The organism is Centipeda artemidis DSM 19719 (genome assembly GCF_000426665.1).
Lineage (GTDB): Bacteria > Bacillota > Negativicutes > Selenomonadales > Selenomonadaceae > Centipeda > Centipeda artemidis.
In genome coordinates, this window is sequence record NZ_AUFU01000017.1 from 14585 (window position 1) to 27531 (window position 12947).

General features: G+C 54.8%; 19 protein-coding genes. 2 read left to right on the plus strand and 17 right to left on the minus strand.

The window, feature by feature from the left end:
* Nucleotide 1: 1 nt before the first annotated feature.
* From K341_RS0109435 to K341_RS0109490, 11 genes are all read right to left on the minus strand, one after another.
* The gene (locus K341_RS0109435) at nt 2–343 is read right to left on the minus strand and encodes a hypothetical protein (protein ID WP_026762622.1); all 342 of its coding nucleotides are present in this window, start codon (nt 341–343) and stop codon (nt 2–4) included.
* Nucleotides 315–2867 (minus strand): hypothetical protein, encoded by a 2553-nt coding sequence (locus K341_RS0109440; protein WP_026762623.1) that lies wholly within the window; start codon nt 2865–2867, stop codon nt 315–317. The genes K341_RS0109435 and K341_RS0109440 overlap by 29 nt, the downstream gene beginning before the upstream one ends.
* A 185-nt stretch (nt 2868–3052) precedes the next feature.
* A complete protein-coding gene (locus tag K341_RS0109450) occupies nt 3053–3367 on the minus strand; it encodes a hypothetical protein (RefSeq protein ID WP_026762624.1) in 315 nt (104 codons plus the stop codon).
* Between the two features lie 11 nt (nt 3368–3378).
* A complete protein-coding gene (locus tag K341_RS0109455) occupies nt 3379–3978 on the minus strand; it encodes a major tail protein (RefSeq protein WP_026762625.1) in 600 nt (199 codons plus the stop codon).
* Between the two features lies 1 nt (nt 3979).
* Nucleotides 3980–4342: a tail completion protein gp17 gene (gene gp17, locus K341_RS0109460; protein ID WP_026762626.1), complete on the minus strand. Its 363-nt coding sequence runs from the start codon at nt 4340–4342 to the stop codon at nt 3980–3982.
* A complete protein-coding gene (locus K341_RS0109465) occupies nt 4339–4737 on the minus strand; it encodes an HK97 gp10 family phage protein (protein ID WP_026762627.1) in 399 nt (132 codons plus the stop codon). The genes gp17 and K341_RS0109465 overlap by 4 nt, the downstream gene beginning before the upstream one ends.
* Nucleotides 4730–5068 carry a phage head closure protein gene (locus K341_RS0109470; RefSeq protein WP_026762628.1) on the minus strand — a complete coding sequence of 113 codons (339 nt, stop codon included), beginning with the start codon at nt 5066–5068 and terminating at the stop codon, nt 4730–4732. Before K341_RS0109470 ends, K341_RS0109465 begins: the two co-directional genes overlap by 8 nt.
* Nucleotides 5069–5344 carry a head-tail connector protein gene (locus K341_RS0109475; protein ID WP_026762629.1) on the minus strand — a complete coding sequence of 92 codons (276 nt, stop codon included), beginning with the start codon at nt 5342–5344 and terminating at the stop codon, nt 5069–5071. It lies immediately after the preceding gene.
* A gap of 34 nt (nt 5345–5378) precedes the next feature.
* Nucleotides 5379–6554: a phage major capsid protein gene (locus tag K341_RS0109480; protein ID WP_026762630.1), complete on the minus strand. Its 1176-nt coding sequence runs from the start codon at nt 6552–6554 to the stop codon at nt 5379–5381.
* A gap of 15 nt (nt 6555–6569) precedes the next feature.
* Complete coding sequence (locus tag K341_RS0109485) at nt 6570–7265, minus strand: head maturation protease, ClpP-related (RefSeq protein ID WP_026762631.1); 696 nt, start codon at nt 7263–7265, stop codon at nt 6570–6572.
* Nucleotides 7255–8505 (minus strand): phage portal protein, encoded by a 1251-nt coding sequence (locus tag K341_RS0109490; RefSeq protein WP_026762632.1) that lies wholly within the window; start codon nt 8503–8505, stop codon nt 7255–7257. Before K341_RS0109490 ends, K341_RS0109485 begins: the two co-directional genes overlap by 11 nt.
* 68 nt (nt 8506–8573) lie before the next feature.
* On the opposite strand from K341_RS0109490, the gene K341_RS0109495 reads away from it, so the two are divergent.
* A complete protein-coding gene (locus K341_RS0109495) occupies nt 8574–8945 on the plus strand; it encodes a type II toxin-antitoxin system RelE/ParE family toxin (protein WP_009658190.1) in 372 nt (123 codons plus the stop codon).
* Entirely contained in the window at nt 8942–9217 is a 276-nt protein-coding gene (locus tag K341_RS0109500) for a helix-turn-helix domain-containing protein (protein WP_009439101.1), read from the plus strand. Before K341_RS0109495 ends, K341_RS0109500 begins: the two co-directional genes overlap by 4 nt.
* A gap of 13 nt (nt 9218–9230) precedes the next feature.
* On the opposite strand, the gene K341_RS0109505 is transcribed toward K341_RS0109500, so the two are convergent.
* From K341_RS0109505 to K341_RS0109530, 6 genes are all read right to left on the minus strand, one after another.
* The gene (locus K341_RS0109505; RefSeq protein WP_009658143.1) at nt 9231–10832 is read right to left on the minus strand and encodes a terminase large subunit; all 1602 of its coding nucleotides are present in this window, start codon (nt 10830–10832) and stop codon (nt 9231–9233) included.
* Between the two features lie 95 nt (nt 10833–10927).
* Nucleotides 10928–11206, minus strand: coding sequence for an Nmad4 family putative nucleotide modification protein (locus K341_RS0109510; protein WP_026762633.1), 279 nt, complete (start codon nt 11204–11206; stop codon nt 10928–10930).
* Nucleotides 11207–11365: 159 nt separating this feature from the next.
* Nucleotides 11366–11542: a DUF5049 domain-containing protein gene (locus K341_RS0109515; RefSeq protein ID WP_026762634.1), complete on the minus strand. Its 177-nt coding sequence runs from the start codon at nt 11540–11542 to the stop codon at nt 11366–11368.
* The gene (locus K341_RS0109520; protein WP_026762635.1) at nt 11539–11775 is read right to left on the minus strand and encodes a DUF4314 domain-containing protein; all 237 of its coding nucleotides are present in this window, start codon (nt 11773–11775) and stop codon (nt 11539–11541) included. Before K341_RS0109520 ends, K341_RS0109515 begins: the two co-directional genes overlap by 4 nt.
* The gene (locus K341_RS0109525; RefSeq protein ID WP_026762636.1) at nt 11759–12547 is read right to left on the minus strand and encodes a hypothetical protein; all 789 of its coding nucleotides are present in this window, start codon (nt 12545–12547) and stop codon (nt 11759–11761) included. Before K341_RS0109525 ends, K341_RS0109520 begins: the two co-directional genes overlap by 17 nt.
* Nucleotides 12548–12664: 117 nt before the next feature.
* On the minus strand, nt 12665–12946 hold the full coding sequence (locus K341_RS0109530) for a hypothetical protein (RefSeq protein ID WP_026762637.1): 282 nt from the start codon (nt 12944–12946) through the stop codon (nt 12665–12667).
* Nucleotide 12947: the final 1 nt, after the last annotated feature.

Genomic DNA, 12947 nt, shown 5'->3' on the forward strand with positions numbered 1-12947 from the left:
GTCATACCCTCCAAAATTCCAGAGACAGTTTGTATACCTTCGGAAAATGTGCCATATACTCGTAGGACTTTACCACGACGCGCATGGAGGGCAGGATGTTCCCGCCCTCATCGGTCACGGACACCATCGCGCGGCTGTCCCAGTAGCCCTTGATCTTCTCCCATGCGGCAGAAGTGACCGTGACCGAACAGGAAATACGATCGCCCTCTGTCACATGACCGAAATCCTGAACCACCACGCCGCCAACAATTTCTAAAAGCTGTTGACGGTCGTCTGGAATGGCCTGCCAGTTTTCAACGGATAATGTCCGTACCTCACCAATGTGAATATGAATTGGAATCACCTCCAAGGGCATTTTCAACGGCAGGACGGATGCGGTCGGCAACATGATCGGCGAGCATCCGCATTCCCTCATTGTCCTCCGTAACGGCGTTCTCGATTTGCACCTGTATGTGGATCTGTCGATTGTCCGTCATGGATGGCGCGGACTGATTCCCTTGTTGTGGAACACTCGCACCCTGCCCCGCAGTTTGAATGCTCTGCGCTTGTGTCCCCAATCCTGCCATCATCTGTGCATACGAGAACTCCTGCCCGTTGACGCGAATGCGGGAACTGTCCTCACGCTTCTCGGGAGCGAAATTCGGCAGGAGATTCTCCATCGCCCATTTACGCCCGGACTGGAACTGCTGCAAAAGTTCCGGTGTCAGCCCCAGATCCTCTGCGGTCAGCTTGTTCTTTTTCCGAAGATACTCCATCAGCCCGACTTGCCCGGATTTCTTGAATACCTGCAGTTCCTCCTTCTGGGAGCGGAGGACTTCCAGAGCGGCGTTGCGTTTGGCATCGAGCTTCTGCTTCTCCGCCCAGCGTGTCGCTTCGACCTCGTCCAGTCCCTTCTGTACCCACGCATCCTTCTCGCGTTCAATCTCAGCAAGGCGGTTCTCAAGTTCCGTTTTCCAAATGGAGCGGATACTCCCCGCTACATCCTTCTCCCACTGCTCCATGACACGCGCTTTGCTCTCACTGAGCCACGCCTGCGTCTGCACCTCGTCCAAGCCCTTCTGCCGGAAGGCATCGGCTTCGCGGGCGATGGAGTCCAGCTTGTTCTGCAGGTCGGTCTTATAGAGCGCATTCGCCTTGTCCACAACGTCCCGCTGAAAGTCGGCGTAGATTTTCGCTTCCTTCGCCAGACGGTATTCGTCGATGAGATGCGGGTCTGCACCCTTCTGGAAGAAATCGAAGGCCTCACGATCCAGTGCATGAAGGCTGTTCTGGATGTCTGTGTGCGTCAGTGTATATAAGCTGTCCGTCAGTTGTGTGGTCGCCTTTGCAGACTCACTGACCGTCTTTGCGGCATCTTTCTCTGCCGCCGCACGGATTGCCGCAGCTTTGGCATTCTGCTCCTGCGCCTTGGCATTCTTCTCCGCCTCGGCACGCGCCTTCTCCTCTGCCGCCGCTTTCTCTTTGGCAAGTTTCTGCTGTTCTTGGTACTGCTTGTATTCATCACCATAGAGTGCGTCTAGAACGGTGCCGCCGAGGAACGGAACAGCAATCAGCGGAGATGCCACAGGATGATTCTTCATGAGCCACGCATTCGCTTCTGCGTGTTCATTGACCTTGTGAATCTGTTCTCCGACAAAGCCCGCAAGCTCCGCAACGGTCTTGAGTGCTTCGCCCCATCCTAGAACGGCGTCCTTGATCTCATCCTTGTTGTCCCGAATCATTTCAACCAGAGATTCAAACCCATCATTGATCTCCGGCATGAGTTCCTCGGCGACAGGAAGGAGAGCTGCACCAAGCGCGAGTTTCAGCTGCCCCGCTTCCATCTCCATCGCACGCCACTTGAGATAGGTCTCATGCGCCTGCTCCGGGTCAAGCAGTCCCGTGGTCTTGACGCGAGATGAAATCGTCATCAGATCGTCATACTGTTCAAGAATAGGGATGAGTGCCGCCCCGCGTGCTCCGAGGACTTCTGCGGTATATGCTTCCTCCATGCCTGCTTCGCTTGCGGTCTTGTATCCCTTGGCAAGCTGTGCCAGCTGCTCGTTCAGCGGCAGGAGATTCCCTTGCTGGTCTTTGAGCGCAATGCCAAAGCGCGAAAGTGCGCGGACGGTATCGTTGCCGCTCTCTCCCGCAACGGACACCTGCTTGTCGAGACGTGCAATGAGCGGAATGACGCTCTTGATGTCCGTATCCGCAAGCTGAAACATACGCCCCAGTTCAGCGGCTTCCCCCGCAGAGACGTGAAGTCGTTGCGTCAGCTTATAGACGTTCTCACCCGCAAGCATCGCGTCCTTGGTGATGTTGAACAGCCCTGCGCCGGTTGCCGCGACTGCCATAACGGCAGCCATCTTCGCGGAGAGGATATTGAATCCGCTCGTGAGATTCTTGACACCTGCCTGTGCTGCCGTCATCCCTGCGGAGATGCGCCCGCCAAGTGTGCCGGAGAGAACCGCACTTTCTTTTAGGCGGTTATTCAGTTTTCGCACCTCGGCTTCGGTCTGCGCGACGGTTCGTTGCTGACGCAGGAGATTGCTCTCTGCTCTACGGTAAGATGCGCTGTCCACGCCATCGTTTTTCTTTGCGGATTGGAGGACAGCGGCAAGAATCTGTTCTTTCTGCCGCTGAATATCCAACTCGCGGTTGATCGCCTGATGGCGTACCCTGATCTTGTCGAGTTCCGTCCCCACACCGTCGAGTTTCGCGAGGTCAGCATCCAGTTTCAGATGGATATTATTCGCCTTACTGTTGAGTCGCGCAATGGAATCCGAGACGGTCTTGCCCGCTGTGTCAAAGTCCAGCTGCAGCTGTGCGATGTTGAGACCGATGTCGAGATAGAGTTCATCAATCTTTTGTCCGCGCTTTGCCACCCTATCCCCTCCCTACATCACGTCGTCAATATATCGCTCGGATTGCTGCTGTTCGCACAGTGCCGTCACGACAAGCTGATCAAGCAAAAACGTAATCTCATGTGAATCAACCTCGCGCATCGTCCATCCATATGCGGACTGCAGCCGCTCGTAATAGCGCAGTAAATTCTGGTACGGAGAAAGAACTACGCCTCTTTCTCCGTCTCCCCGTTTGGGAGGTTCACCAGTTTGGAAAACGTCAATGACTGAACCCATCGAAAGAGTGCGCGTGTCAGTGGAACAATGTCCGCAACGTCTACATTCTCCTCCACGGATTCCTTCGTCACTTCCTCGCGTCCGAAGCCGAGAATGATCAGTCGGACATGCTCGTTCAGAAAATCTTCAAGGCTCAGACCTTCCTTGTCGGCATCAAAAAAGGCAAGAAACGCACGCCAGACCTTCATCTTCGGAGGGTTCGGCGTAATCTCCCTGCCCGCAATATGCAGTTTCGGTGTATCCATCATGTCCTCCCTCAGACCTGCTCGTACCACTTCGAGCCTGTCTCTGCGGCAAAGCCCGCTGCCTCCTCGTCAGCCTTGGCGTAGGACAGCCCGTCCGAGAGGCGGTAGATCGCCTTTGCCGTGAGCGTCGGCGTATCGAACTGAATGCTCTCCTGCTTCGAGTTGCCGCTCTCAGAGGGTTCCGTGAATTGGACTTTGTAGAATTTGGTGTATCTCTTCTTCCCGTTGCGCTTATCCGACTGAAAGAGGACGGCGAAGTATGGCGCGACATCGTCCTTGCCCGCCTTCATTACGCCGTTCTCGATACTGTGTCCCAGAAGATACGCCGTGTATTCCAAAGGAAGCGCGGCGGTATCAAACGTCAGATCGTAGGATGCGGTATTCGACGCCGTATCCACGGACTGACCGTCGGCAAAAAGCTCCGCCTGATTCGTCTGCGGCTTGATGTCCACCTTGCGGAGCAATTTCCCGAGCGGAATGGGTTTCTCGTAGGTCGCACTGCCGCCCGCCTCATCGGTGAGCATTTTTGCGATGTGAAGTTTCTGGATGTTGATGAACTGCCCGCTCGTAAGATTCCCTGCGGGCTTTCCCGTTGGTGTTGGTCCCGGCATTTTATTCTCCCTCCACTACTGTTCTGTAATCTGTGATTTCCACGAATATATCTTTCTGAACGAACTCCTGCGTCTGCGCCCTTACAAAGCCGAGCGGCAGGAGTACACTTTTTACGGCTTTATGGATTTCCCGAAACCGTCCGTCCTTCGTCAGAATATGGATACGCACCGTGATTCGGCGTTCCAGTTCCGCACCGTCTGCCGAGAGCGCAGGAACGTCGGAAATGACAGAGTAGACGAGAATCGGATATGTCCCCGCGTCGGGACTGCGTCCGTGATAGATGCCCTTCTTCCCATGTGCAAGAAGTTGAGACAGTGTTTTGGAACGCACAAGTGCCTGATACACCATCCGTGCCGTACTCATTTCCCTCTCCTCCGAATAGCAGACCTTACGGCATCGACGATGGCAGAACGGATTCCGTCCTTCTTGGCATCGAGCGCGGGATAGAGAAACGGCTTGTTGATGCGTGGGCTGAACTCGACAAGAACGCCGTAGAATACGCCATCTTGAGACTCCGCATCCGCCGCAATCCTCCAAACAGAGCCGTCCTTCCGGCGCAGACGTTTGTGGATGGAATCCCGCAGCGCACCTTTGACCACGCGCTTATCTGTTCCCGTATAGACGGGACAGCGGTTCTTTGCCTCCGCGACCACATCGTCCGCTCCGTGCGCGAGTGCTGCCTTTGCCGCAGCCGTCGCCTCTGCGCCGAGTTCGGACAATATCTTCTCGGCAGAGACGAAACCTCGGTATCTAGCCATCTTCCACCAACTCCCCGCATTCCAGAACAAGCCACCGTTTCTTCCCGCCGAGCGGATACGGTGGCGCAATCGGTGTGAGCATTTTATCTCCCCAACGGATACGATCCGTCACGCGCACATCCGTACGGTAACGAATGACGATGCGGTAATCCACCTCCTGCACCTTCTCCGCATACCCGTCGGAGATTTTCGCGGCAAAGGGCAGAACGAGCGCCCATGCTTTCCCGACTTCCTGTGTTGTTTGCGCGAGGATATTTCCCTCATCATCCGTATCTGTCACAGGGCGCAGGATGGAAATTCGGTGACGCAGTTCGCTCATAGACACCTGCATCTAAAAGACCTCCTTCCGAACGCCGAAGAGAAGCGACCGCAGTGTCAAGGCAAGCCCTCTGTGATCCGCTTCCTCCCGATGTTCATAGAGATAGGAGACAGCATAGAGGATTGCAACGCGCACAATGGCCTGATCTTCAACCTTGGACAGCTTCTTCACGCTCAGTAATGCAGTACAAATCTGTTCTGCCGTTTCCGTAAAGTGCGTGAGGAGATCGTCCTCCTCATCTCCGTCAATTCGCAGATACTGCTTGACTGCTGCAAGCGGCACAAGCATAGAACCACCTCCCCTCTTTGCCGCAAAACATACATCAGCCCTTCATCTTGAGTGTCTGCACGGCTTCCTCAAGAACGAGCTTACCGTCCACACGCTCCTTCATGACGTAGCCGACCATGCCGTTGCCCGCAAACAGCTCCTTGAGTTCCTGGAGTGCGCGAGTGCCGCGATCCCCGATGTTGTAGTAGGAGTAATCGCCGAACGCGATGACGGTCTTGCCTGCTGCAATAGCCGGCATATATGCCGAGGAGTACACGGGGTAGCCGAGCAGACGGTCGGGTTCGCCCATCTGGTACGACGGCTGCCAGAAATACGCACCGTTCGCATCCTTGAGCTTTCGGATGCTTGCAAGGGTCTGATCGTTGACGATGAATGCCGCATTCTTGCGGTAGGGACGCTTGAGACTGTAGACGAGCGTCACGAGTTCGTCCGCCTTGATGTCTGCCGCCGCCGTGGTGACGGATGTCTTTGCCGAGGTGAGAAGCCCCTTCGGCTTGTGCGTCCCGTCGCCATTCAGGAACGCATCCTCCTCTGCATTGCCGAGTGCCTTGCCGAACTGCTCAATGAGGTAGTTCTCAAGCTTGAAGGCGTTGTCGTAGAGAAGCTCTTCCGTTACCTTGACTGCGACATGGAGCTTGTGCGCGTCGAGAACGATCTGGTCGAAGGTCGCGTCCCCGAAGGTGAGCGGCGCGCCCTCCTCAATCCACGCAGCCGCAGGTTTTGTGGCGGCGATGTTGATCTTGTGCTCCCCGCTCGTTGTGATGACCGTCGCAAGCGGACGCAGGACGTTCTCTTCATCCAGAACGTCGATCAGACGCTGATCGTACTCTTCGGGTACGAGATAGCCGCCGTTTGCATCCACACCTTCCTGCAGGACGTTCTCCACCTGCCGGAAGTTCGTACGCAGTGCCTTCAGCATCGCCGCACGGTATGCCTCGCTTGCACGACCTGTCTTTTCGGAAGCGAATCCTGCGCCCGGTGTATTGGTGATTGCCGACGTTACAGGCTTTGCAAGCTGCGCGTCAAGAATTGCCTGTCGCTCCATGCGCTCGATGTCCTTGCCGAGTGCAAGCACCTCGTTCTCCATCTGCTCGTATGCCTTTGCCTCTTCTGCCGTAAGGCGGCCGTCCTTCTCGTGTTCGTCGAGGAACTGCTTTGCCTGTTCCCACATTTCTGCACGCTTCTCGCGCATTGCCATGATCTTATCCATGTTCTTGTCCCTCCGTTAGTGTGAAATAGAAAAGAGCCGCTTCTTAAACGGCTCTGCATCGACATTATTTGTTTGTGTCCCCTGCCCGAATTTCGAGAGCAGGGAGTTTGTGACGGCGGCGCGGGAGAAAATCAGCCCGTCTGCCGCCTCGCCTGTGAGATGTTCCCGATTCTCATAGAGAACGGAATCCGCAAATCCAAGCTCCACCGCTTTCTTTGCGTTCATCCATGTCTCGGCATCCATCAGCCGTGAAATCTTCGCACGGGACAGCCCCGTCTTGATCTCATAAGCGTTGATGATGCTCTCCTTGATCTCGGCAAGGAACGTGATCGTCCGCTCCATCTCGTGTGTATCCCCGATGGAGACGGTCATGGGATTGTGGATCATCAACATCCCCAAGGGAGAAATCTCAACGGTCGTTCCTGCCATTGCGACGACGGATGCGGCGGAAGCGGCAATCCCGTCAATCTTGACATTGACGTTCCCCTTATACTCCATCAGCATATTGTAGATCTGCGCCGCCGCATAGCAGTCCCCGCCCGGAGAGTTGATCCAGAGGTCAATATCTCCCTCGGCGGCGTGAAGCTCAGATCGAAACATCTGAGGTGTAATTTCATCACCCCACCACGTTTCGTCCGAGATTTCACCGTCCAGAAGCAAGACACGCTTCTCTCCCTCGTTCCGCACCCAGTTCCAAAATTTACGTTTCATCGCCCTCTCCTTTCTTGTTGGCGAATAAACCTGCGTCCCTCAGTTTTGTCATGTTCCCGTTGATAAGGTACAGATCGCCGCCCTCCTCCGCTTCGATGGGATTCATGTCCTCAAGCCTGCGGATGTCGTTCGCGGAGAGCCATCCGTTCTGCCGCCCGATGGCATATCCCTCCATGCGGCTCTTGTAGTCCCCGCGCAGAAGACCGTCCACGTTGAAGCGAATGAAGTAATCCTTCCGCTCTTTATCCGTCAGCAGTGCTTTCTGCAGCGACTGCTCCCATCGCATGACCCACGGATTCAAAGTGTATTTGACGAACTCAAGCGACTGCTGCTCGATATTCGAGAAGCTGGACTTCTCCAAATCCCCGACCATATGCGGCGGCACACGGTAAAGCCGTGCAATCTCGTCGATCTGGAACTTCCTCGTCTCTAGGAACTGCGCCTCTTCGGGCGGTATGGCAATCTGCTGATACTTTACACCTTCCTCGAGGACGGCGATCCTGCCCGTGTTCATCGTGCCGCCGTAAACGGCGTGCCAACTCTCACGGAGCTTTGACGGGTCTTTCAGAACACCCGGATGCTCAAGCACGCCGCCCGGACGCGCTCCGTTCTTGAAGAAGGCTGCTCCGTACTCCTCTGTCGCAAGGGCAATGCCGATGGCGTTCTTTGCCATAGCGATGGGACTGTAGCCGACCAGACCATCGAAGCCGAGTCCCGGAATGTGGAGGACATCCTCGCGTCGCAAACGAATCTGCCCCTTATCTTTGAAGTTCGGATTCTCCTCCGTGCTTCTCGTGTAGGTGTAGTAGAGTTCCCCCGTGCGGCTGTCACGACCGACCTCCATCTTGTCCGGGAGCAGCGGATAGAGACCAAGGACACGCCCTCTGCCATCTCGAAGTATCTGGGCATAAGCATTTCCCCACAGAAGGAGATGTGCCATGAGAGTCTCGCGGAATACGAAACTCATCATCTCAGGATTCGGCGCATCGTGGAGCAGGAAATACAGCGGATGCTCCGGTACACGTTCTTTGCCCTGCCCTTTGTATGCGTAAACATGAAGGGGCAGCCCTGCGATGGATTCGGCAAGAATACGGACACAGGCATAGACTGCCGTCATCTGCATTGCAGTACGTTCGTTGACCGCCTTGCCCGCCGCCGTCTGCCCAAACAAAAAGGACAAGCCGCCGAGATGATTCGTAGGCTTGTCCCGCGAACGAAAGAGTTTGCTGAATAGGTTCATATGTTATTCTCCTTGCACAATGATAGCTTTTATGCTATCATCAAAGTGTCTTTAAGAGGGAGTATAATATGTATCGAATTGAGTTCTACGAGAAAAGAAACGGGACATCCGACGTATGGAATTTTCTCGAGGAGTTACGTGAAAAAAGCAAGACGAACAAAGATGCGCGGATTCAATATGATCAGATCATCTTTTACATCGATCTTTTGGCACGCAACGGAACGAGATTACCGAGTAAGATCACAAAATATCTGGAAGATGATATATGGGAACTTCGCCCCGGAAACAACCGGATCTTCTACTTCTATTACGCAGACGGTCAATATGTTCTGCTGCACCACTTTCGGAAGAAAAGTATGAAGACACCGCCGCGCGAACTAGCCCGTGCAAAAGAAGCACGAACCGATTACCTTCGTCAGCAAAAGGAGCGAGGAAAATGAAAACATGGGAAGATTACAAGAATCATGTAAAATCCATTGACGCAGAGAGCCGTCGAAGTATGGAGGAGATTGAAGAAATTGCAGCTATTGTTTCTTCGATGATTGAGCGGCGCACCGCCCTTGGCATCAGCCAAAGAACGCTTGCGCAGCGTTGCGGTCTGCCGCAATCCTCCGTTGCACGTATCGAATCTTTCAAAACGACACCAAAAATCGACACCTTGCTCAAACTCATGCAGCCGCTTGGACTGAAACTCCAAGTTGCCGCACTCTGATTCAGACCCCGAATCACAGCAGCAAGATTCCTCGCTCGTCATAGACAGATGCGGAGGTATCATTCCCACAGCGAATCGCACGATCCAGAGCCATGATGAGCGCAATCACGCCGTCGATCTTCTCTGTGGACTTCTCCTTGTCTGCCTTGATGTTGCCCGCAGGATCGGTGCGAATGAAGATGTTGTCTGCCATCCAGCGCATGACGGGATGCCCGCCGTGCGCTATTTTCTTTTCCAGCGTCAGCTTCATCAACTCCTTCGTCGGCGGGCTCATATCCTTGAATCCCTGCCCGAACGGAACAACGGTGAATCCCATCCCCTCAAGATTCTGCACCATCTGCACCGCGCCCCATCGGTCAAAGGCAATCTCGCGGACGTTGTACTTCTCGCCCAGTTTCTCGATGAACGTCTCGATAAATCCGTAATGCACAACATTCCCCTCGGTGGTCATGAGAAAGCCCTGCTTCTCCCACACGTCATACGGTACATGATCGCGGCGCACGCGAAGGTCAATGTTCTCCTCGGGAATCCAGAAGTACGGAAGCACGGCAAACGGCTCATCCTCCTCGGTCGGAGGAAACACGAGGACAAATGCCGTAATATCCATCGTGGAGGAAAGGTCTAATCCGCCGTAGCAGACGCACCCCTCCAAGGATTCCGCATCCACAGGCAGAGCGCACGCATCCCACTTGTCCATCGGCATCCACCGCACGGACTGTTTCACCCATTGATTCAGACGCAACTGACGGAAACTGTTCTCCTCGGCGGGATTCTGCCGTGCGGAATCGCAAGCCGCCTGTACCTTGTCGATGCCGACCGTGATACCGAGGGACGGATTCGACCGCTTCCAGACCTCGGGGTCTGTCCAGTCCTCATCCTCCTTCGCTCCGTAGATCACGGGATAGAAGGTCGGGTCGATCTTTCTCCCTTCGAGAATGTCCTTCGCTTTCTGATGCGTCTCATAGCAGATGGACTGCGTATCCGTCCCCGCCGTAGTGATGAGGAAGTAAAGCGGCTGCATACGCGCATCGCCGGAGCCTTTCGTCATAACGTCAAAGAGCTTGCGGTTCGGCTGTGTGTGAAGTTCGTCGAATACAACACCGTGAATGTTGAAGCCGTGCTTTGAATATGCTTCTGCCGAAAGCACCTGATAGAAGCTGTTCGTCGGCAGATAGACCATCCGCTTCTGTGAGGCAAGGATCTTCACCCGCTTACTGAGCGCAGGACACATCCGCACCATATCTGCTGCGACCTCGAACACGATACTCGCTTGCTGACGATCAGCGGCACAGCCATACACCTCGGCACGTTCCTCCCCATCGCCGCAACAAAGGAGAAGTGCAACGGCGGCGGCCAGCTCGCTCTTCCCGTTCTTCTTCCCTATCTCGATATACGCCGTGTTGAACTGCCGATAACCATTCGGCTTGAGGATACCGAAGACGTCTCGGATGATCCGCTCCTGCCAGTCGATGAGTTCAAAGGGCTTTCCTGCCCACGTCCCCTTCGTATGGCACAGGCACTCGATAAAGCCCACGGCATAGTCCGCAGCGGCTTTGTCATAGTGCGCGTTTTCTGCCATGAACTCCGTCGGCTTATAGTCCGTCAGTTTTCGCAAGCAATCACCCCCCATCAAAAAAGAGCCGCTCTCAGCGACTCACAATATCTGAAACGAGAAGCAGCCCCGAAGGGCTGTTTTTTATTTGGCGCGGCTTAGATGCGCTTCATGCACCAAGCCATCGCGTGCCCGCCGTCCTCGAAAAGCTCGGTGGCGACTTCGACGAGGTTCAGGCGGCATTCGATGTCTGCAAATCCCGTCTCCTCCGGCGTTTCGACCATCTCGTAGATGGCTGCGTGGAAGCCCCAGCACTCCATCCCGACGACAAGGATCTGCTCGCCGTAGCGCAGGATCGCGCCGCTCGTCCCGAACCGCATTTCATTGAGGTGCTCCATCGTGGTGGTCTTCGGCCATCTTGCTTCTGCGCTTTTCATTTTGTGTTCCTCGCTTTCTGTGTGTAGGTTGTTCCCTTCGTCATGTGTATATATCACTCTAAACGCAGAATATAGCAAGTCTTATTTTCGATAAATCACACTTATTTTTCGAGAGAAACACAGCCCCGAAAGGCTGTGCGGAATCGCTGAAATCGTAGCCTATTTTTCACCCGTGAGGATGAAGCGAATATATGCGGCACGGTCTTCCTCGATGAAGCAGATGAGTTCGTAGAATTCCATCTTAAACGCTATCCTCTGAACAGCGGGAATATCGAACATATTCACCCGCCCCGAATCGCGGATGTCCATGATCTGTGCGAAAACCTTCTCGTTCATGATCTGCCCCCTTTCTGCATGATGCGGAAGGAGTCCACGCTAGGGATCAGGCTGAGTGACGAGCCTGTCTCCCATCGGACGAGAAGCTGTCCCGCATCGTCAACGCCTAGAATCTCGCCCATCGACCCTTTGGGTGGTGCTTGCGGATCGTCCATTCCGAGGAGTTCCACTCTCGTCCCGTGCGGATACCGCTCTCGAAGTGCGGCGATCTGTTCCTTACTCGGAAAATGCATGGCGCTCATCTCCTTTTCGATGTCCGCTCTTGAATGCGCTGCTGCCCGTGAGATTCTGCAGGAGAATCTTGCGCGACTCTTTGTAGGCATTGCCGACCATGCCAAGACGCAGGAGGAAGCAGCGGAATGCGTATCTCTCGTTGTCCACAATCTTCTCCTTCGCCGTGACGCGCTTCTGCGTCCGCGCCATCAGGCAGAGCTTACTGATGAACTCGGCATATGCCTTTGCCGTCTCGTTAGTGATCGTGCCGTGCAGCCATGCGAAGGTGATACGGTCATCGGTCAGCGTGTAGGTCGCCTCGCGAATGTCAAAGGCGTGCCGGATGAGCCGCCCCTTGCTCAGGAGGAGTGCATCGAGATTCTGCAGTGATGTCTCCGTGAAAAGGCTGCGTGGGAGACTGATGGAAAGGCTGTCCTCATCGGCTTCTGCAATCGCTTCCTCTGTCGGAGCAGGTTCTGCCGGTGTCAGATCATCCACTGCCGCTTCCGTCAGGATCGACTCGTCTGCCCCTGTATCCGCGCAGGAAGCCTCGTCCTCCCCATCCTCGGACATGAAGCCCTCCTCGCGCAGTGCCGTGCGCACACACGCAACGGTCGCTTCGTCGGTGGCATCGTCGAAGCAAAGACATCCGTCCTTCGTGATCTCGAATGCGCCGATCTTGTAGGAAAATGTCGGTGCGCCGCAGTAGACGGGCTTTTCGCCGAGCACCTTGCTGATGATCCCGACCATCGCCTTGCGCTCTTCCTTTTGGATGTTGTAATTGACCTTCATGGTGACTACCTCCTTCATGTACTTTGGTCATTACATTCATCACTCACGTGGGAAGAATTAGCAAGCGGATTCTGTTGTATACACCAACTCTATCTCATCAAATAGATCTTATGCCCATCATTTCCCTGCCAAGGATACCGTCATGCGCTCAAGCATCTTGCCTGTCACCCAGATCGCCCCGTCGATGACAAGCGGCAGGAAGATGCGGTCGCGGAATCTACACCATCCTGTCTCCTTCTCCGCGCTCTCCTTCAGTGCCGCCGTGTACGCCGCCGACACCTCACGCGCTGCGGGAAGCCCCTTCTCGTGCATCCAGAGGACGGTCGCTTCCTTCGCTTCCGTCCGCACGAAGTCCCCCACATGATTTTTCAGTTCATTTTGAATGTGTTCCAGTTTCATC